16 protein-coding genes are annotated in these 19,883 nt (G+C 71.2%); 6 read left to right on the top strand and 10 right to left on the bottom strand.

The window, feature by feature from the left end; translation table 11 throughout:
- Position 1: 1 nt before the first annotated feature.
- Both ACZ7L1_RS03925 and ACZ7L1_RS03920 read right to left on the bottom strand, forming a co-directional pair.
- Positions 2-694, bottom strand: coding sequence for a class I SAM-dependent methyltransferase (locus tag ACZ7L1_RS03925; RefSeq protein WP_471433940.1), 693 nt, complete (start codon positions 692-694; stop codon positions 2-4).
- A gap of 83 nt (positions 695-777) precedes the next feature.
- A complete protein-coding gene (locus ACZ7L1_RS03920) occupies positions 778-1,764 on the bottom strand; it encodes an acyltransferase domain-containing protein (protein ID WP_471433938.1) in 987 nt (328 codons plus the stop codon).
- A gap of 119 nt (positions 1,765-1,883) precedes the next feature.
- Between ACZ7L1_RS03920 and ACZ7L1_RS03915 the strand changes: the two genes are divergently transcribed.
- Positions 1,884-2,150 carry a DUF6343 family protein gene (locus ACZ7L1_RS03915; RefSeq protein ID WP_471433936.1) on the top strand — a complete coding sequence of 89 codons (267 nt, stop codon included), beginning with the start codon at positions 1,884-1,886 and terminating at the stop codon, positions 2,148-2,150.
- 82 nt (positions 2,151-2,232) lie between these two features.
- On the opposite strand, the gene ACZ7L1_RS03910 is transcribed toward ACZ7L1_RS03915, so the two are convergent.
- The 4 genes from ACZ7L1_RS03910 to rpsA all read right to left on the bottom strand — a co-directional run bounded on the left by ACZ7L1_RS03910 (position 2,233) and on the right by rpsA (position 6,041).
- A complete protein-coding gene (locus ACZ7L1_RS03910) occupies positions 2,233-2,613 on the bottom strand; it encodes a tetratricopeptide repeat protein (RefSeq protein ID WP_471433934.1) in 381 nt (126 codons plus the stop codon).
- 50 nt (positions 2,614-2,663) lie between these two features.
- Positions 2,664-3,272, bottom strand: a complete 609-nt coding sequence (gene coaE / locus ACZ7L1_RS03905) for a dephospho-CoA kinase (RefSeq protein WP_471433932.1) — start codon at positions 3,270-3,272, stop codon at positions 2,664-2,666.
- 69 nt (positions 3,273-3,341) lie between these two features.
- Positions 3,342-4,280, bottom strand: coding sequence for a PAC2 family protein (locus tag ACZ7L1_RS03900; protein ID WP_471433930.1), 939 nt, complete (start codon positions 4,278-4,280; stop codon positions 3,342-3,344).
- Between the two features lie 270 nt (positions 4,281-4,550).
- Positions 4,551-6,041: a 30S ribosomal protein S1 gene (gene rpsA / locus ACZ7L1_RS03895; protein ID WP_471433929.1), complete on the bottom strand. Its 1,491-nt coding sequence runs from the start codon at positions 6,039-6,041 to the stop codon at positions 4,551-4,553.
- A 344-nt stretch (positions 6,042-6,385) separates the two neighbouring features.
- Between rpsA and ACZ7L1_RS03890 the strand changes: the two genes are divergently transcribed.
- From ACZ7L1_RS03890 to hrpB, 3 genes are all read left to right on the top strand, one after another.
- Complete coding sequence (locus ACZ7L1_RS03890; protein WP_471433927.1) at positions 6,386-7,246, top strand: class I SAM-dependent methyltransferase; 861 nt, start codon at positions 6,386-6,388, stop codon at positions 7,244-7,246.
- Positions 7,247-7,388: 142 nt separating this feature from the next.
- Positions 7,389-7,715 carry a hypothetical protein gene (locus ACZ7L1_RS03885; RefSeq protein ID WP_471433926.1) on the top strand — a complete coding sequence of 109 codons (327 nt, stop codon included), beginning with the start codon at positions 7,389-7,391 and terminating at the stop codon, positions 7,713-7,715.
- 25 nt (positions 7,716-7,740) lie between these two features.
- Positions 7,741-10,242 (top strand): ATP-dependent helicase HrpB, encoded by a 2,502-nt coding sequence (gene hrpB / locus ACZ7L1_RS03880; RefSeq protein WP_471433924.1) that lies wholly within the window; start codon positions 7,741-7,743, stop codon positions 10,240-10,242.
- Here the strand turns inward: hrpB and pgfA are convergent.
- From pgfA to ACZ7L1_RS03865, 3 genes are all read right to left on the bottom strand, one after another.
- Positions 10,232-11,224: a cell envelope lipid trafficking protein PgfA gene (pgfA, locus tag ACZ7L1_RS03875; protein ID WP_471433923.1), complete on the bottom strand. Its 993-nt coding sequence runs from the start codon at positions 11,222-11,224 to the stop codon at positions 10,232-10,234. The two genes, hrpB and pgfA, sit on opposite strands and share 11 nt — an antisense overlap.
- A 22-nt stretch (positions 11,225-11,246) precedes the next feature.
- A complete protein-coding gene (locus ACZ7L1_RS03870) occupies positions 11,247-11,381 on the bottom strand; it encodes an SPW_0924 family protein (protein ID WP_471433921.1) in 135 nt (44 codons plus the stop codon).
- Between the two features lie 159 nt (positions 11,382-11,540).
- Positions 11,541-13,280 carry a lytic transglycosylase domain-containing protein gene (locus tag ACZ7L1_RS03865; protein ID WP_471433920.1) on the bottom strand — a complete coding sequence of 580 codons (1,740 nt, stop codon included), beginning with the start codon at positions 13,278-13,280 and terminating at the stop codon, positions 11,541-11,543.
- Positions 13,281-13,553: 273 nt separating this feature from the next.
- Between ACZ7L1_RS03865 and ACZ7L1_RS03860 the strand changes: the two genes are divergently transcribed.
- A complete protein-coding gene (locus tag ACZ7L1_RS03860) occupies positions 13,554-14,408 on the top strand; it encodes a DUF4184 family protein (protein ID WP_471433919.1) in 855 nt (284 codons plus the stop codon).
- A gap of 279 nt (positions 14,409-14,687) precedes the next feature.
- On the opposite strand, the gene polA is transcribed toward ACZ7L1_RS03860, so the two are convergent.
- Positions 14,688-17,414: a DNA polymerase I gene (polA, locus tag ACZ7L1_RS03855; protein ID WP_471433918.1), complete on the bottom strand. Its 2,727-nt coding sequence runs from the start codon at positions 17,412-17,414 to the stop codon at positions 14,688-14,690.
- A 186-nt stretch (positions 17,415-17,600) separates the two neighbouring features.
- On the opposite strand from polA, the gene ACZ7L1_RS03850 reads away from it, so the two are divergent.
- A complete protein-coding gene (locus ACZ7L1_RS03850) occupies positions 17,601-19,880 on the top strand; it encodes an FdhF/YdeP family oxidoreductase (protein ID WP_471433917.1) in 2,280 nt (759 codons plus the stop codon).
- The last annotated feature ends 3 nt before the right edge of the window (positions 19,881-19,883 follow it).

The raw sequence follows: 19,883 nt of genomic DNA, 5'->3' as shown, positions 1-19,883 counted from the left end.
GCTACCCCGCCCGCACCGCCCTCACCCATATACGGTCGTCCGTCAGATACCTGTCCACGCGCAGTCCCGCCTCCGCCAGCGCTTCCTCGAACTGCTGTCTGCTCAGGGGCCGGGAGAGGAACGTCTGCGTCCAGGTGGCGTCCGGGAATTCGTAGTGCGCGCGCACCGAGTCCACCCCGTCCCCCACCGGCTCCGCGGACACGATCCGTACCGTGAAGCCGCTCGGGTCGACCCGTTCGCGTGGCAGGTTCGTGTGGTAGTCCTCGCCCTCCTGCTGGATCAGCACGCATCCGCCGTCGGCCACGTGCCGGGCGCAGGTCCGCAGCAGTCGTCTGCGCACCTCGACGTCCCCGGCGTGCACGAGGAACGACGCGAGCAGCACCACGTCGAACGTCTCACCCAGGTCCAGGGCCTCGATCGGGCTGCATATCGTGCGTGCGCCGCGCACCCGCTCCAGCATCTCCGGTGACTCGTCCACCGCGGTGACCGTGAAACCGCGCTCCAGCAGCGGATGGGTCATCCTCCCCACCCCGCTGCCCAGCTCCAGGATGTGCGCCCCCGTCGGCACGGCCGCCGCGACGATGTCCGGCTCGTCCCCGGGCGGTAATCGTGAGTACAGCTCGACCGCACAGCCGTCGGGTGTGATCACGCCGGGGCCCGTGCCCCCGTAACCGATCCGCATCTTCTGCTTCATGCCCGTCCAACGGGCCGCCGCGAGTCTCCCGTTCCCCGTCCGCTGTCACCTGATGAGGTGAAACGTTCGAGGGTCGAACGACGTCACAACGTGAACCAGCCGTGGCCCCCGTACCAGTGCCCGCCCGCCCGCAGATGGTCCCCCACCGCCCGCTCCACGCTGCTCCGCCGGGGCAGCTCTCCGATCGGCAGCTCCGGGTCGCCGAAGACGAAGCCGACCGGTAGCCCGTCGTCCGGTGTCGTGTCCTGGTAGGCGAGTTCGAAGCGATTCTGGAAGCGGATGATGTTGGAGTCCGCCGGAAGGTACCGCTTGAGCTGGGGATCGAGCAGCCAGGAGTGGCACACGGCGATCTCATGGCGCTCGTCGGGGTAGTGCCGGGCGAAGAAGGCCCGTGCCAGCGTCAGTGACCGCTCGCAGGCGGACGGCGACAGCGGGCCACTGAAGTCGGGTATGTGCAGGCTCAGACAGAGGTCGCCGGGCCCGTGCGCGCGGCCCGTCGCCGCGACGGCCCGCCCCGTGCGCTCACCCAGCCGCGCCCGCTGGAACTGCAGCCGTCCCAGTTGGAACAGCTCCCCATGAAAGTGGAGCGCGATCCACCAGGGGAACAGCAACCCGCCCGTGCCACGGCGTCGGCGGTGCACCGCCATGTGCCGGCCGAGGTCGGCGAGTGTGCGCCGGGACACCTCTTCCGTGATGCCGCGCGCACGGTGGTACGCCCGCACGTACGGCAGCGCCGCGACGAAGACGTACACGGGGAAGAGCCGTCCGAGCGGCCCCGCCGACGCGGGGAACTGCGGCGGCTCCCAGGCCTTGCCGATCTCCCCCATGTCCCGTACCAGGCGGGCGACGCACTGCTCCAGCAGCGTCGTCGCCTCCGGATCCTGGCCGAGCCGGGCACGCTGGGTGACGAGTTCGTTGACGTCCTCGTGGGGCACGGAGAGGTCGAGCAGGACGTCGGGCAGCTCGTCCGCGTCGGGCAGGGTGGCCTGGACGCGCGTGTCACCGTAACTGTCCAGGTCCCTCAGCCACTCGGCGAGCCGCGCGTTGGCCCGCAGCGTCTCCAGCAGCACCGTCGCCTCCCCGCACGGACCGGGCCCCGCTGCTGTGCGCGGACGCCCGGATCCGGTCGCCGTCCCATGGTGAACGTGCACCACGAAGGGTACTTGTGCCTTGAGGAGCGGTGAGGGCGATGCGTACGGGCAGTGAACCGACGACGGCGCGCAGTGCGCTGCGGGCCCGCTTCTGGCTGAGCTTGTGGGGCCTGGTGTGGGCCACCTTCGGCACCGTCGTGTTCGCGCTCCTCGGCCGGCCGGGCTGGGCGGCCGCGTGCGGTGCGCTGTGGCTGGTCGTGGCCGCGGACATGACCGTGATCGTGCGGCACATCCGTCAGGGCCCGCACTGGCAGCCGGGCCGTGACGTCCCGCCGTACCTGCCGCCCGAGCGCCGCGGCCGGTAGCCGCTGAGAGGATCTTGTTGGCGGTGCGGCAGAAACGCGCGTGCCGCCTCACGCGCTGCCGAGCCGATCCGGAAGGCAGGCCCTAGGAGTCGAAGCGTGCCGCCTTCAGGTACTGAGGGTTCGGGTCCAGGGCGGCGGCCAGCCGGAAGTGCCGTTTGGCCTCGTCGTGCCGGGCTTGGCGCTCATAGGTGCGGGCCAGCGCGAAGTGCGCGTACGCGTTGTCCGGCTCGCGTTCCAGCACGATGCTGAACTCCAGTTCGGCCGGTCGTAGTTGCGCGGCGGCGAAGAAGGCACGCGCGCGAAGCAGCCGGGCGGCGGTGTTCTCGGGATGGGCGGCGATCACGCCGTCGAGCAGCTTGACCGCACCTCGCGGGTCCTGTGCGGCGAGGAGTTGTTCCGCGGCGCGGAAGTCGATGACATGCGTTTCCGGAGTGGGTCCGGTGGAATCGCTGGTCTCGGGCACGGCAGAGTCCTTCCCTTACTGCACCGGTTCAACGCCCCCGCGTGCGGACGCTATTCCTGTGAACGGTGCGCTCTGCGGACGAGTTCCTCCCATACGTCCCTTACGCGCTGCTTCAGCCGCTCCAGGGGCACATCGTTGTCGATCACGATGTCCGCGACTTCCAGGCGCTTCTCGCGTGGTGCCTGGGCGGCCATGCGGGCGCGTGCGTCCTCCTCGGTCATACCGCGCAGGCGAACCAGCCGGTCGAGCTGGGTCGCGGCGCTCGCGTCGACGACGATCACGACGTCGTAGAGCGGGGCCAACCCGTTCTCGGCGAGGAGGGGGACGTCGTGGACGACCACGGCGTCGTCGGGAGCGGTGGTCTCCAGTTCGCGGGAGCGGGCGCCCACCAAGGGGTGCACGATCGAGTTCAGGACCGCCAGCTTGTCCGGGTCGGCGAACACGATGGAGCCCAGCCCGGGGCGGTCGAGGCTGCCGTCCGCGGTGAGGACGCCCTCGCCGAACGCCTCGACGACCGCCGCGAGCCCGGGCGTGCCCGGAGCGACGACCTCGCGCGCGATGCGGTCGGCGTCGATCAGTACGGCCCCGCACTCCACGAGCAGCCTCGACACCTCGCTCTTGCCGGCGCCGATACCGCCGGTCAGGCCCACCTTCAGCATGCCGGGAAGCTTACGGCCTGCCGCTCGCCGTACCGATGGCAGGCCGTGGGTCGGCTGTCCGCCTCGGACTCAGCTGTCGCCCTCGCGTTCCGCCAGGAAACGCTCGAATTCCTGTCCGATCTCGTCCGCGGACGGGATCTCCATGGGTTCGGCGAGCATGTTGCCGCGTGTCTCGGCGCCCGCCGCGGCGTCGTACTGGTGCTCGAGCCCCTGGACGAGCCGCACCAAGTCCTCGTCACCCTCCCGGATCTGCCGCTCGATCTCCGTCTGTGTGCGGTGCGCGTCGTTGCGCAGGGAATGCGCGACGCTTGGCAGGACGAGTCCGGTGGCGGCCGTGATGGCCTCCAGGACGGTGAGCGCGGCGTCCGGATACGGGGAGCGGGCGATGTAGTGGGGGACGTGCGCGGCGACGCCCAGAACGTCGTGTCCGGCCTCAGCGAGCCGGTACTCGATCAGGGACTCTGCACTGCCCGGTACCTGCGCCTCCTCGAAGGGGCTGCGGTGGCCGGGTACCAGATCGGTGCGGTTGCCGTGCGGGGTCAGGCCCACCGGCCGGGTGTGCGGCACGCCCATGGGGATGCCGTGGAAGTTCACGGACAGACGGACGCCGAGCCGCTCCACGATCTGCCCCACGGCTGCGCCGAACCGCTCCCACTCCACGTCCGGCTCGGGCCCCGACAGCAGCAGGAAGGGCGCTCCGGTGGCGTCCTGGAGCAGGCGCACCTCGATCTTGGGGACCTCGTAGTCGGTCCAGCGGTCGCGCCGGAAGGTGAGCAGGGGACGGCGGGCGCGGTAGTCCACGAGCCGATCGTGGTCGAAGCGGGCCACGAGCTGCTGGGGCAGTGCATCCAGGAGCCGGTCGACGATCAGGTCGCCGGTCTCACCCGCGTCGATGTATCCGTCGAAGTGGTAGAGCATGACCAGTCCGGCCGATTCCTGGGCGAGCGCCATGTCGACGACGGCGAGGCCCTTCGGCTCCCATGCGTACAAACCCTGCGGATCAAGCACTGTAGACCGCTCCTCCTCGTGTTCGTACGGGACAACGCGGGCGGGGACACGGTCATTCCCGGTCCGCGCCCCAACTCCACGGTTTTGACCGGCCGTCCGCCCGATGCCTGCCGATGCCCATGCAAAGAGCACGCGCGCGTGGAGGGCGGGCAGTCAGGGCCGCGCTGCCTCGAGGCGGGGCGGTGTCCTGGCCCCGAAACGCGCCTGAGGGCCCGCCCCCCACAAGGGGGGCGGACCCTCAGTCATCGGCTAACGCCTAGCGGCGAGCGTTCAGCTCTGGCCGCCGGCCAGCTTCTCGCGCAGGGCCGCCAGCGCCTCGTCCGACGCAAGGGCGCCGGAGTTGTCGCCGCCCTCGGAGGAGTACGAACCGCCGGTCGCGGCCGGAGCGGCGGCCTCGCCACCCTCGGCAGCGGCAGCGGCGTCCGCCTCGCGGGACTTGATGACCTGCTGCTGGTGCTGCTCGAAGCGCTGCTGCGCCTCGGCGTACTGGCGCTCCCACTCCTCGCGCTGCTTCTCGTAGCCCTCGAGCCAGTCGTTGGTCTCGGGGTCGAAGCCCTCGGGGTAGATGTAGTTGCCCTGGTCGTCGTAGGACGCGGCCATGCCGTACAGCGTCGGGTCGAACTCGACGGCGGTCGGGTCGGCACCGAAGGACTCGTTGGCCTGCTTGAGGGACAGCGAGATCCGGCGACGCTCGAGGTCGATGTCGATGACCTTGACGAAGATCTCGTCGTTGACCTGGACGACCTGCTCCGGGATCTCCACGTGGCGCTCGGCCAGCTCGGAGATGTGGACCAGACCCTCGATGCCCTCGTCCACGCGGACGAACGCACCGAACGGAACCAGCTTCGTGACCTTGCCGGGCACGACCTGGCCGATCTGGTGGGTGCGGGCGAACTGCTGCCACGGGTCTTCCTGGGTCGCCTTCAGCGACAGGGAGACACGCTCGCGGTCCATGTCGACGTCGAGGACCTCGACGGTGACCTCCTGGCCCACCTCGACGACCTCGGACGGGTGGTCGATGTGCTTCCAGGACAGCTCGGAGACGTGGACCAGACCGTCGACGCCACCCAGGTCCACGAAGGCACCGAAGTTGACGATCGAGGAGACGACACCGGACCGGACCTGACCCTTCTGCAGGGTCGTGAGGAAGGTCTGGCGGACCTCGGACTGGGTCTGCTCGAGCCAGGCGCGGCGGGACAGGACCACGTTGTTGCGGTTCTTGTCCAGCTCGATGATCTTGGCCTCGAGCTCCTTGCCGACGTACGGCTGAAGGTCACGGACGCGGCGCATCTCGACCAGGGAGGCCGGCAGGAAGCCACGGAGGCCGATGTCGAGGATGAGACCACCCTTGACGACCTCGATGACGGTACCGGTGACGATGCCGTCCTCTTCCTTGATCTTCTCGATGGTGCCCCAGGCACGCTCGTACTGGGCGCGCTTCTTCGAGAGGATCAGGCGGCCTTCCTTGTCCTCCTTCTGGAGGACCAGGGCCTCGATCTCGTCGCCCACGGCGACGACCTCGTTCGGGTCGACGTCGTGCTTGATCGAGAGCTCGCGGCTCGGGATGACACCTTCGGTCTTGTAACCGATGTCGAGCAGGACCTCGTCCCGGTCGACCTTCACGATGACGCCGTCGACGATGTCGCCGTCGTTGAAGTACTTGATCGTCTCGTCGATCGCTGCGAGGAACGCTTCCTCGTTACCGATGTCGTTGACCGCTACCTGCGGGGTGGTGGCGGTGGTCTCGGTGCTGCTCGTCATGTGGAAAAGGGCTCCGGTACGGACATTGAAGTCGTAGGTACTGCTCACGCTGGAGCCCGTTTCGCTCTGCAGAAGCCGGACAGCCAAGGAAGCGCCCCACCAACCGACTGGTGATGACGCCTCGACAACCGAGGGGACATACAACAGATGCGAGCGCAGCCTGCTACGTCTGAGGTGCGCAGGCCCGCAGCGCAACTTGTAGCATACGGGGGCAGCCGGACAGGGTCAATGCGCGAAGGCGCACACCCGGGGCGGATCGCCGCATTCCCGGCACAAGTCATCGTGCGCCAGCGGCCGCACCCGGCCGATGCCACGGGACCGCGCAGGCCACAAAACCCTTTTCCGTGACACCGCCGCGTCAGGCTGAACGGAAGAGTACGACGAGGGAGCCCATCATCCAAGAGCCCGAACAGTTCGAGCCGGAAGCCACCCGACGTGCGGCGGGTGTCACGGAGAGTTCCCGGGCGAACCGGGGCTGGTGGGACCGGAACGCGGACGAGTACCAGATCGAGCACGGCACGTTCCTCGGCGACGACCGCTTCGTCTGGGGACCCGAGGGCCTGGACGAGGTCGAGGCCGAGCTGCTCGGCCCGCTCGAGGACCTGAAGGGCAAGGACGTCCTGGAGATAGGCGCCGGAGCGGGGCAGTGCTCCCGCTGGCTCGCCGGGCGGGGCGCCCGCCCGGTGGCCCTCGACCTGTCCCACCGCCAGCTCCAGCACGCCCTGCGCATCGGCGCCGGCGTCCCCCTGGTACAGGCGGACGCCTGTGTCCTGCCCTTCCGGGACGCCTCCTTCGACCTGGCGTGCTCGGCGTACGGGGCGCTGCCCTTCGTGGCGGACCCGCGGCTGGTGCTGCGCGAGGTGCACCGGGTGCTGCGCCCCGCCGGCCGTTTCGTGTTCTCGGTGACCCACCCGATCCGCTGGGCGTTCCCGGACGAGCCGGGGCCGGAGGGCCTCGCGGTCTCGGCCTCCTACTTCGACCGCACGCCGTACGTGGAGCAGGACGAGGAGGGCCAGGCGGTGTACGTCGAGCACCACCGCACGCTCGGCGACCGGGTGCGGGACATCGTGACGTCCGGCTTCCGGCTCGTCGATCTGGTCGAGCCGGAGTGGCCGGCCTGGAACACGTCCGAGTGGGGCGGGTGGTCGCCGCTGCGCGGCGGACTGATCCCGGGGACGGCGATCTTCGTGTGCGAACGGGACTGAGGTACCGAGGGAGCCGTTCCGGCCAATCTGCGGGGGTGGCGGCCGTGCGCGTATGCCGTTCGCACCGGCAGGGCACAAACGATGAGTCGACATATCACCCTCAAGGCCGCGCTCCGCGGTGCCAGCGGTGGGGGGTACGCGCATGCACGTCTGCCCGGTCTGCCGGCGAGGGGACAGGACCACCCGGCTCCCCACGTACTGGAGGACGCTGTCGCCCGAGGCGCGCGCCGGGGCACCCCACCTCGCGCGGCCCGCACTGGACGAGGAGCGCTGGGCGGCGCCGTTCGGGCTCCTGACCGTGGGCTGCGCCCTGCTCGTCTCAGAGGTGTGGCTGGGGTTCGTCGGGCTGGCCGGCGGGGGCCTGTGGCTGGTGTCCCTGCGCGGCAGCGTCGCGCAGGCGGCGCGGCAGCGGGCCGACTGGCGCAGGCAGCTGTTCTGCCTGCGCTGCCAACACGTCTTTCTTCCGTGACGCGGCCGCCTGGAACACTGGTGCGGTGATCCGCCGCGACGCTCTCGACCGCCTGCCCGTCCGTTCCGCCGTCCCCGCTCTCGGGGCCGCTCTGGGGGAGCACGGTACGGCGGTGCTCTGCGCGCCGCCGGGTACCGGCAAGACGACGCTGGTGCCGCTCGCGCTGGCGGGGCTGCTGGGCGGCGGTCCCGCTCGGCGGGTGGTGGTGGCCGAGCCGAGGCGGATCGCGGCGCGGGCGGCGGCCCGGCGGATGGCGTGGCTGCTGGGCGAGAAGACCGGTGAGAACGTCGGCTACACCGTGCGCGGGGAGCGGGTGGTCGGGCGGCACGCGCGCGTGGAGGTCGTCACCACCGGTGTGCTGTTGCAGCGGCTGCAGCGGGACCAGGAGTTGTCGGGCGTCGACGTGGTCGTGCTCGACGAGGTCCACGAGCGGCACCTGGACGCCGACACCGTCGCCGCCTTCCTGCTCGATGTGCGTCAGACGTTGCGGCCGGAACTGGAGTTGGTGGCGGCCTCCGCGACGACGGACGCGGAGGGCTGGGCACGGCTGCTGGGCGGCGCGCCGGTCGTCGAGGCGGAGGGCGTGTCGTACCCCGTCGAGGTGGTGTGGGCACCACCCGCGCGCCCCGTGCGGCCGCCGCACGGGACACGGGTGGATCCGGCGCTGCTCGCGCATGTGGCGTCGGTGGTGCGGCGGGCGCTGGCCGAGTGCGAGGGGGACGTGCTGTGCTTCCTGCCCGGTGTCGGGGAGATCGCGCGCGTGGTGGGTCATCTGGGGGATCTGGGCGGCACCGAGGTGCTCCAGGTGCACGGGCGGGCGCCGGCGGCCGTACAGGAGGCCGTGCTGTCGCCGGGCTCGGCGCGGCGTGTGGTGTTGGCGACGGCCGTGGCGGAGTCGTCCCTGACCGTGCCGGGGGTGCGGGTGGTCGTCGACTCCGGTCTCGCGCGCGAGCCGCGGGTCGACCATGCGCGGGGGCTGAGCGCGCTGACGACGGTACGTGCCTCGCAGGCGGCGGGTCGGCAGCGGGCGGGCCGGGCGGGGCGTGAGGCGCCGGGCCGGGTGTACCGCTGCTGGTCCGAGGCGGAGGATGCGCGGCTGCCGCGTTTCCCGGCGCCGGAGATCCGGCTGGCCGATCTGACGGCGTTCGCCCTGCAGGCGGCGTCCTGGGGCGACCCGGACGCATCCGGGCTGGCGCTCCTGGACGCACCGCCGCCCGGGGCGATGGCGGCGGCGCGGTCGGTGCTGACGGCGATCGGCGCGGTGGACACGGCGGGACGGGTCACGGAGCGGGGCGTACGGATGTCCCGGCTGGGACTGCATCCACGGCTGGCGCGGGCGCTGCTGGACGCGGTCCCGCGGGTCGGCGCGGAGCGGGCCGCGGAGGCGGTGGCCCTGCTGAGCGAGGAGCCGCCGCGGGAGTACGGCGACGACCTGGCGGCGGTGTGGCGGGCGGCCCGGCGCGGAGGCGACGCGTACGCGGCACGCTGGAAGGACGAGGCGCGCCGGCTGCGGGCCGCGGCGGGCGACGACCCTGTCGGCGGGACGGAGGCGGGCGACGACCATGTGGTGGGACTGGTCGCCGCGCTCGCCTTCCCGGAGCGGCTCGCCCGGGCCGACGGCGGCTCCTGCCTCATGGTGAACGGCACCCGCGCCGAGCTGAGGGAGGGGTCGGGGTTGCGCGGTGCCCCGTGGCTGGCGGTGGCCGTGGCGGACCGGCCCGTCGGTGCGGGGCACGCGCGCGTGGGGCTGGCCGCAGTGGTCGACGAGGACGTGGCGCGGCGGGCTGCCGGGGCCCTGTACTCCGCGGGCGAGGAGGTGCACTGGGCCGACGGGGACGTCGTCGCCCGGAGCGTCGAGCGGCTCGGGGCCGTCGAGCTGGCGGCGCGGCCGCTGCGGGACCCGGCACCGGTCCTCGTACGTCGGGCCCTGCTGGAAGGGCTGCGGCAGGAGGGCTTGGGCCTGCTGCGATGGCCCCCTCAGGCCTGTGTGCTGCGGCAGCGCCTCGCCTTTCTCCGACTGCACCTGGGCGAGCCGTGGCCGGACGTCCGCGATGACGCGCTCCACGCGCGCGTGGACGAGTGGCTGGAGCCCGAGCTGAGTCGCGCCCGGCGGCGGGCCGACCTTGCCCGGATCGATGCGGGGCAGGCCCTGGCCCGGTTGCTGCCCTGGTCCACCGGGGAGGCCGCCCGGCTCGACGAACTCGCCCCGGAGCGGATCACCGTCCCGAGCGGGTCCGCGATCCGGATCGACTACGCCGACCCCGAGCGGCCCGTCCTGGCCGTGAAGCTGCAGGAGATGTTCGGACTGCGGGCCTCACCCGAGATCGCCGGTGTGCCCGTCGTCGTGCATCTGCTCTCCCCCGCCGGGCGGCCCGCGGCCGTCACCGCCGACCTCGCCTCCTTCTGGCGGGACGGCTACAGGGCGGTACGGGCGGAGCTGCGCGGCCGCTACCCCAAGCACCCCTGGCCGGAGGACCCGGCCACCGCGGAGCCGACCCGGCACACGAACGCACGGCTCAGGCGGTGACCGGCCCGGGCTCCACGACCGGGGTGGACTCCGGGTCCTCCGGGCGGCGGCCGCGCGCCTCCAGGTAGAGGGACAGCGACAGCACGGCGGCGCCGAGGATCAGGAAGCCCCACGGCAGCAAGGACGTCAGCAGCAGGATCAGCAGGCGGTTGTGCTTGACCAGGGCGACCGTCGAGGCGATGCAGTCCTCGCGCATCCTCACTTGCCCCGCGAAGACCGTGACCCTGTCATGGCCCCCGAGGAGCGTGCCGCCGCGCAGTTCCTCCTTGTGGATCTCCTCACCGTAGACGGGCGCGCCGGTCAGGGGCTCGACCCAGAACCTGCGGACCGTGGTGTACCAGCGGGTCGTGCCGGTCTTCGCGACCGACTCGGGGGTGATGCCCTTGACGGGCATGACCTTGGGGAAGGGGACCTTGGTCCAAGGGATCGTCTGTTCGAAGTAGTAGACCTTGACGCCCCGGAAGGTCTGCGTGCCTTTGTAGTGGATGGGGCGGGTGACGCGGGCTTGCGCGTCGAAGTATTCGTAGTCCCGCTTCTGGGTCAGGAACGGCCATTTGAACTCGATGCCGTCACGGTGGACGGGGTCGCCGTCGACCATCTCGCCGGTGGCGTGGACGGGTTCCTGGCTGTGGGCGTCGAAGACGTACCGCTCCGGGATGCGTGACACCATGGCGCCGTCGGGCCCCTGCACATAGGACAGGCCGTCCCAGACGACCACGTCCCGGCCCGCGGTCTTCTCGATCTTCTCAGCTGCCTCCACGTTCCCTCTGAGGGTCTGCACGATGATGACCTTGGGGACCGTCCGGGACGTCATGGTGCCGTAGTCGAGGAGGGTGGCGTTCCTCGCTTCGAGGACCACGGTCTGGTACTGGTTCGCGGGGACCTTGACCAGGCGCGGGAAGGCGTACCAGCGCAGCAGCGGGGACAGCGCCGTGAAGAACACGGCGAAGGCGAGCAGGATCAGGCCGACCTTGCGGCGCATCTCGCGGCCTCCCTCGCGCGCGTCACGAATGGCTGGGGACCGTAGTCAGCAGTGGTTTCGGGGACGTCGTGCCGGACGGCGAACCCAGGACCGTCAGGCCGGACACCAGGACGAACGCCGCGGCCAGGCCGATCGCGGCGGCAACAAGGGCGCGCATTCAGGCCTCCCCGGACGGCTCCTGACACACGGAAACTGATGGTCAGTCAGATCGAGCACCGTAGCAATGGGGGCGTGAGATGAGAACAGGGCGTACGAAAAGGCGGCGGCGCCCCTGGCGTGGTGGAGGGGCGCCGCCGTCGTACGTTCCCGGCCGGGCTTACGAGCTCGCGCTGGGGCTGGGGCTCGGGCTCGGGCTCGGGCTGGGGGACGAGTCGGCCGCCGCGACCTTCAGCTCGACCGTCAGGGTGGCCCCGCCCGCGGTGGTGATGCGGAGCAGGAATGTGCCGGTCGTGTCGTCGGCGTACAGCTTCGGCAGCTTCAGCAGGCCGTTCGCGTCGGTCTTGAGGCCCGTGAGGGTACGAAGGGTCTTGCCGCTCGCGTCCTTGAAGTAGGGGCCCTTGTCGTTCTCGGCCGGGGCGTCGGCCGACTTGACGAGGGTCGCCGTGGCCGCGACACCGTCCGCGACGGCGCCCTTGTACGTGGCCTTCACCTCGACCTGGTCCGCGAACTCACCGCCCGGCGTGCAGGTCAGCTCGGTGTCGCTGGTCCGGACGATGGTGTCGGCCTGGCGTTCGACGACGGTGGCCGAGTAGTCGAGACCGGTGACCATGCGGCCGACGACCAGGGCGCGGACCGTGAAACCGCCGGTCTTCTGGCCGGCGACGAGCGCGGGCGCGGTGGCCTTGCCCGAGCTGTCGGTGACGACGGTCGCGGCGGTCTCCCCGCCGGTGAAGGTGGCGTCCGTGTCGCCCATGATCGCGAACCGCACACGGACCTTCGGCACGGCCTTCCCGGCCTTCGTGACGGCCTTCACCACGACCTTCCGGTCGAAGGTGTCGCCCGTCTTCGCGGAGAGCTGCCCGGTGCCGCTGTCGGCCAGGTGGTCCACCGTGTCGGTGGGGGTGGGAGCGGGCGGCGTCGGCTTCGGGGTGGTGGGCTTGCTCGGCGACGGGGTGGGGGTGGGGCTGGTGGTGGTGCCGCCGGCCGGCTTGGAGGTGCCGGGCTTGTTCGACTTCTCCGGCTTCGGGTCGGGGCTGGCGCCGGAGTTCGGGTCGCTGCGGTGCGAGGGCAGGGTGCCGGTGCCGTCCGGGATCGAGTGGGTGCCCTTGCGGTAGTACTCGTACCAGGACAGAACGGTGTTCAGGTAGTCCTGCGAGTTGTTGTAGCTGAGTATCGCGGCGTTCATGTCGGCCTGCACCGACAGGTCACGGTCTGCGCGGCACAGGTAGTGCGCGGTGGCCAGAGCGGCGTCGTAGATGTTGTTGGGGTCCTTGACGCCGTCGCCGTTGCCGTCGCGGCCCGCCCACGCCCAGGTGGACGGGATGAACTGCATGGGCCCGACCGCACGGTCATAGGTGCTGTCGCCGTCGTAGGCGCCGTTGTCGGTGTCCTTGATACTGGCGAAGCCGTTGCCATTCAGGACCGGGCCGAGGATCTTCGTGTACGTGGTGCCGTCCGCGTCGACCCGGCCGCCCTCGGCCTGGCCGGACTCCACCTGGCCGATGGCGGCGAGGAGTTGCCACGGCAGATTGCAGCCGGGCTTGGAGCTCTGGAGTTCCGCCGCGGCCTTCTTGTAGGCGTCGAGGACGGTGGCGGGTATGCCGGACTGCCCCGCGCCGGAAGGGCCCGTGGTGGGCGTCGCGCTGGGGCCGGGCGACTCGGTGGGGCTGTTGAGCGGGGGCAGGTCGGTGTAGTAGCCGCCGTTGCCGGTGGCGGTGTCATCGCCACTCACGTTGCCGGTCGTCTCGGGCGTGGACTGCGCACCGGTGGCCTGTCTGCCCTGGTCGTCGGTGGTGACCCCGGGAGCCTGCGATGCCGCCAGAGCCGCGACCGCTGCCGCGGCCACAGCGGTGGTCGCCGCCCCCTTGCGCAGCCTCCTGCCGAAACGCGCCGCCATTGAGTGAACCCCTCCCGTCGACGACCTGGTGTGTGCTGCTCTGTTGTGTCCGTGTGTTCGACCACGCACCCGTGCGCGGCGACCAAGTGACCCTACGACAACTTGCGTCGCGTCGACACCGGTTGGTGCCCGGTTTTCACCAGTTGGTCATGTCCGCTTGGGCTGAATGCAAAAGCAGAGCGGGTCGCCTCACCTTTCTCATGCGTCCCTCATACTGGACGCTCGTGATCGCCGGGTGGTTGTGCTCGGTCAACATCTGCGGCGGGAGGCGTCGTGCCGTTCACCCTCAGCCATGCCGCGGCCGTCCTGCCGGCCGTGCGCGGGGACGGGTCCGGACGCGGGCGGCTGGTACCCGCCGTTCTTGTCGCGGGATCCTTCGCGCCCGACATGACCTACTTCGCGGCGAGCGTGGTGTCCGGGGGCATGGAGTTCGGTACGGTCACGCACTCCTTCACCGGGGTGTTCACCGTCGATGTGCTCATCGCGTGGGCGCTGGTGGGGATGTGGCTGGTATTGCGGGAGCCGTTGGTGGCGCTCCTGCCGCCGACGGCGCAGGGGCGGGTGGCGGCGCTGGTGCGCTGCGGTGCACCGCTGCGCAAGGTCTCGTTCACCCTCGCGGCCCGGTGGTACGTCTCCGCGGTGCTGGGTGCGCTGACGCATGTCGTGTGGGACGCGTTCACGCATATCGGCCGGTGGGGGGTACGGCTGTTGCCCGGGCTGACGCGGCCGATGGCGGGTACGCCGCGGTACACGTATCTGCAGTACGGGAGTTCTGCCGTGGCGGCAGTCGTGATCGCCGTGTTCCTGGCGGTCGCGCTGCGGCGGGCGTCGGCCGGTTCGTCGACGGTGGCGGCGCTGCCGGTGCTGTCGTGGGCGGACCGGTGGCTGGCGGCGGCGGTGATCGGCGGCTGCGCGGCGGCGGGGGCGGTGCAGCGGGCGTCACGGTGGTGGGCCTACTGGGGAACCCACGCGAGACCGTGGGAGGTGATCCCGCCGGCGTGCTTCGGCGCGGGCACGGGCCTCGCGGTGGGGATGGCGCTGTATGTGACGGGCGTCAGGGCCCTGCGGCGCACGACCAGGTACGGCCAGGGCACCGACCGGGAACCGGCCCGACCGGCGTCACGCTGACTCCCTCGCGGGCCGGCCGGCCGGGAACGGGCTACGGGGACACGGTTGCCCGGAAGCTGACAGCTGCGCCCTCAATTCCCCCTCCGACCGGCCCCAGGTGGGCCACCGGACGACCCGGTGCCGGGGCAGCCCCGGAGGGCTGGGGCGGTCGGCCGGCCTCGGCAGCGGGCCGCTCGACCGGCCTTCCAGGCGGTGGCCGACCGGTCACCGGTCGAGGTCGCCCACCGCTCACCCGGAGGGCGTGACCGGCCGAGCGAGCCCGGCATGATCCAAACGTGCTCAGTGCGCCGCCGACTCCCAGTCCGTCCCGTAGCCCACCGAGACGTCCAGTGGTGCCCGCAGCCGTACCGCTGCCGCCATTTCCCGGCGAACCAGCTCCTCCGTCTGCCGCCGTTCGCCCGGGGCGATCTCCAGCACGATTTCGTCGTGGACCTGCAGGAGCATCCGGGACTTCAGGTCCGCCTCTCGCAGCGCCCGATCCACGTTCAGCATCGCGATCTTGACGATGTCCGCCGCAGTGCCCTGGATCGGCGCGTTCAGCGCCATGCGTTCGGCCATCTCCCGGCGCTGGCGGTTGTCGCTGTTCAGGTCGGGCAGATAGCGGCGGCGGCCGAAGAGCGTCTCGGTGTAGCCCGTGGCCCTCGCCTCGTCCACCACACGGCGCAGATACTCCCGCACCCCGCCGAACCGCTCGAAGTACGTGTCCATCAGCGCCCGTGCCTCGGCCGCCTCGATGCTCAGCTGCTGGGACAGGCCGAACGCCGACAGCCCGTACGCCAGGCCGTACGACATCGCCTTGATCTTGCGCCGCATCTCCGCGTCGACCGCGTCACGGCCGACCCCGAAGACCTGGGAGGCGACCGTGGTGTGCAGGTCCTCCCCGGAGGTGAACGCCTCGATCAGGCCCTCGTCCTCGGACAGGTGGGCCATCACGCGCAGTTCGATCTGGCTGTAGTCCGCGGTCATCAGGGAATCGAAGCCCTCACCGACCACGAAGCCCCGGCGGATCGCCCTGCCCTCGTCCGTGCGCACCGGGATGTTCTGCAGGTTCGGGTCCGTCGACGACAGGCGGCCCGTCGCGGCGACCGTCTGGTTGAACGTGGTGTGGATGCGGCCGTCCGTCGCGATCGTCTTGATCAGGCCCTCGACCGTCACCCGCAGCTTCGCCTGCTCCCGGTGGCGCAGCATGATCACCGGCAGTTCGTTGTCCGTCTGGGTCGCCAGCCATGCCAGCGCGTCCGCGTCCGTCGTGTAGCCCGTCTTCGTCTTCTTCGTCTTCGGCAGGCCCAGCTCGCCGAAGAGGACCTCCTGGAGCTGCTTGGGCGAGCCCAGGTTGAACTCGTGCCCCGCCGCCGCGTACGCCTCCTTCACCGCCTGCTGGACGGCGCCCGCGAACATCTGCTCCATGGTCTCCAGGTGCGCGCGGTCCGCGGCGATGCCGTGCCGTTCCATGCGCGCCAGCAGCGCGGAGGTGGGCAGCTCCATGTCGCGCAGCAGATCCGCCGCACCGACCTCCCGCAGCTTCTCTTCGAACGCCTGGCCGAGGTCCAGGATCGCCCGGGCCTGGATCATGAGCGCCTCGGCCTCGGCGCCCTCGTCCGTGCCGAAGGCCAGCTGCCCGTCCGCCGTGGCCGCGGGCGCCAGCTCACGGCCCAGGTACTCCAGTGAGAGCGCGTCCAGCGCGAAGGAGCGACGGCCCGGCTTGACCAGGTACGCGGCGAGCGCCGTGTCCATGGTCACGCCCTGCAGGGACCAGCCGTGCTCGGGAAGGACGCGCATCGCGCCCTTGGCGTTGTGCAGGACCTTCGGCCTGGCCGGGTCGGCGAGCCACTCCGCGAACGCCCTCTCGTCGGCCTCGTCCAGCTCCGCCGGATCGAACCAGGCCGCCGCGCCGTCGGCCGCGGCGAGCGCGATCTCGGCCACCGCGCCCGTGCCCAGCGCCCACGAGTCGACCGTGGCGACACCCAGGACCCGCGTGCCGTGCTCGGCCAGCCACGGCTTCAGCTCGCCCGCGCCCAGCACCACCCCGTCCAGTTCGACGCCGTCCGCTACGACCGGGTGTGCTTCGGCCTCCTCGGCGCCCGGGTCGACGGCGAAGAGCCGCTCGCGCAGCGAGGGGTTCCTGATCTCCAGGGTGTCCAGAACCATGGCGACGGCCTTGCGGTCGTAGGCGGCACGCCTGAGGTCGGCGACCGCCTTCGGCAGCTCCACCTGCCGCTCCAGCTCGGTCAGCCGGCGGTTCAGCTTCACCGACTCCAGGTGGTCGCGCAGGTTCTGCCCGGCCTTGCCCTTGACCTCGTCGACGCGCTCGACCAGCTCCGCGAACGAACCGAACTGGTTGATCCACTTCGCCGCCGTCTTCTCACCCACGCCCGGGATGCCCGGCAGGTTGTCCGACGGGTCGCCGCGCAGGGCGGCGAAGTCCGGGTACTGCGCGGGCGTCAGCCCGTACTTCTCGAACACCTTCTGAGGGGTGAACCGGGTCAGCTCCGAGACGCCCTTGGTGGGGTACAGCACCGTCGTGTGCTCGCTGACCAGCTGGAAGGAGTCGCGGTCACCGGTGACGATCAGCACCTCGAAGCCCGCGGCCTCGGCCTGGGTGGCGAGCGTGGCGATCACGTCGTCCGCCTCGTACCCCTCCACCGCGAAGCGGGCGGCGTGCATGGCGTCCAGCAGCTCGCAGATCAGCTCCACCTGGCCCTTGAACTCGTCCGGGGTCTTCGAACGGTTCGCCTTGTACTCGGTGAACTCCTCCGAGCGCCAGGTCTTGCGGGAGACGTCGAACGCCACCGCGAAGTGCGTGGGCGCCTCGTCGCGCAGCGTGTTGGCCAGCATCGACGCGAAACCGTAGATCGCGTTCGTCGGCTGGCCGGTCGCGGTGGTGAAGTTCTCCGCGGGCAGCGCGAAGAACGCGCGGTAGGCCAGGGAGTGCCCGTCCATGAGCATCAGCCGGGGACGGTCGCCGCCGGTGGTCTTCTCGGTCTGCTTCGATGCTGTCTCTGCCACGCCCCCGATCCTGCCACGCCCCACTGACACTCGGCCCCGGCCGCCCGGGCCCGCGGCCGATGAGCGGCCGGGAACCCGGGCCGGACGGGTGGGTTCGGGGCCGATACCCGCGCATCCCCGATGTCGGTGGCGCGTGCGAGGATGCGGAGACACAGGTCACAGGTGTACGCGAAGGGGAGGGCCGCGATGGCCAGCAAGCCGCCCACGGGCGATCCGGTTCAGGATGCGCCGCAGGTCGCCGAGCCTAAGCACTCCGCGGCGGGGCTGCCGGCGATCGGGCACACCCTGCGGATCGCCCAGCAGCAGATGGGAGTGCGCCGCACCGCGCTGACCCTCCTGCGCGTCAACCAGAAGGACGGCTTCGACTGCCCTGGCTGCGCCTGGCCCGAGCCGGACCACCGGCACAAGGCGGAGTTCTGTGAGAACGGCGCGAAGGCGGTGGCCGAGGAGGCCACCCTGCGCCGGGTCACCCCCGAGTTCTTCGCCGCGCACCCCGTGACCGACCTCGCCGGCCGCAGCGGCTACTGGCTGGGCCAGCAGGGGCGGCTGACGCACCCCATGTACCTGCCGGAGGGGGCGGACCACTACGAGCCGGTCACCTGGGAGCGGGCCTTCGACATCATCGCCGAGGAGATCACCGCCCTCGACTCCCCCGACCAGGCCGTCTTCTACACCTCCGGCCGCACCAGCAACGAGGCCGCGTTCCTCTACCAGCTGTTCGCCCGCGAGCTGGGCACCAACAACCTGCCCGACTGCTCGAACATGTGCCACGAGTCGTCCGGCTCGGCGCTCTCCGAGACCATCGGCATCGGCAAGGGCAGCGTCCTGCTCGAGGACCTCTACAAGGCGGACCTGATCATCGTCGCCGGGCAGAACCCCGGCACGAACCATCCGCGCATGCTTTCCGCCCTGGAGAAGGCCAAGGCCAACGGCGCGCGGATCATCAGCGTCAACCCTCTGCCCGAGGCGGGCCTGGAGCGGTTCAAGAACCCGCAGACACCGAAGGGCCTCACCGCCGGCGCCGCGCTCACCGACCTGTTCCTGCAGATCCGCATCGGCGGCGACCAGGCCCTCTTCCGCCTCCTGAACAAGCTGATCCTCGACACGGAGGGCGCGGTCGACGAGGAGTTCGTCCGCGACCACGCCCACGGCTTCGAGGAGTTCGCGAAGGCCGCCCGCGCCGCCGACTGGGACGAGACGCTCACGGCGACCGGACTCACGCGCGAGGAGATCGAGAAGGCCCTGCGGATGGTCCTCGCCTCTCAGCGCACCATCGTCTGCTGGGCGATGGGCCTGACCCAGCACAAGCACGCGGTGCCCACCATCCGCGAGGTGGTCAACTTCCTGCTGCTGCGCGGCAACATCGGCCGCCCCGGTGCGGGCGTGTGCCCGGTGCGCGGTCACTCGAACGTGCAGGGCGACCGCACGATGGGCATCTTCGAACGGCCCGCGCCCGCCTTCCTGGACGCCCTGGAGAAGGAGTTCGGGTTCGCGCCGCCGCGCGAGCACGGCTACGACGTCGTCCGGGCCATCCGCGCCCTGCGGGACGGCGAGGCCAAGGTCTTCTTCGCGATGGGCGGCAACTTCGTGTCCGCCTCCCCCGACACCGAGGTGACGGAAGCCGCCATGCGGCGCGCGCGCCTGACCGTGCACGTGTCGACGAAGCTGAACCGCTCGCACGCGGTCACCGGCGCGCGCGCCCTGATCCTGCCCACCCTCGGCCGTACCGAGCGCGACCTTCAGGGCAGCGGCGAGCAGTTCGTCACCGTCGAGGACTCCATGGGCATGGTGCACGCCTCCCACGGCCGTCTGGAGCCCGCGAGCCCGCACCTGAAGTCCGAGCCGGCCATCGTGTGCCGTATGGCCCGCCGGGTGCTCGGCGCCGACAGCAAGGTGCCGTGGGAGGAGTTCGAGAAGGACTACGCGACCATCCGGGACCGCATCGCACGCGTGATCCCCGGCTTCGAGGACTTCAACGCCCGGGTGGCCCGCCCGGGCGGATTCGCGCTCCCCCACGCCCCCCGCGACGAGCGCCGCTTCCCCACCGCCACCGGCAAGGCCAACTTCACGGCGGCAGCCGTCGAGTACCCGGAGCTGCCCGAGGGCCGGCTCCTGCTGCAGACGCTGCGCTCCCACGACCAGTACAACACCACCATCTACGGCCTCGACGACCGCTACCGGGGGATCAGGAACGGCCGCCGCGTCGTCCTGGTCCATCCCGAGGACGCCCGTGCGCTCGGCGTGGCGGACGGCTCGTACGTCGACCTGGTCAGCGAGTGGCAGGACGGCGTCGAGCGGCGCGCCCCCGGCTTCCGCGTCGTGCACTACCCCACTGCGCGGGGCTGCGCAGCCGCCTACTACCCCGAGACCAACGTGCTGGTCCCACTGGACGCCACCGCCGACACCAGCAACACCCCCGCGAGCAAGTCCGTGGTGGTCCGCCTGGAACAATCGGCGACCGACTGAGCG

The sequence above is a fragment of the Streptomyces sp. NPDC107546 genome (assembly GCF_055639175.1).
Note: the sequence above shows the minus strand (reverse complement) of the source record. Positions and strands in the feature narration are given on the sequence as shown.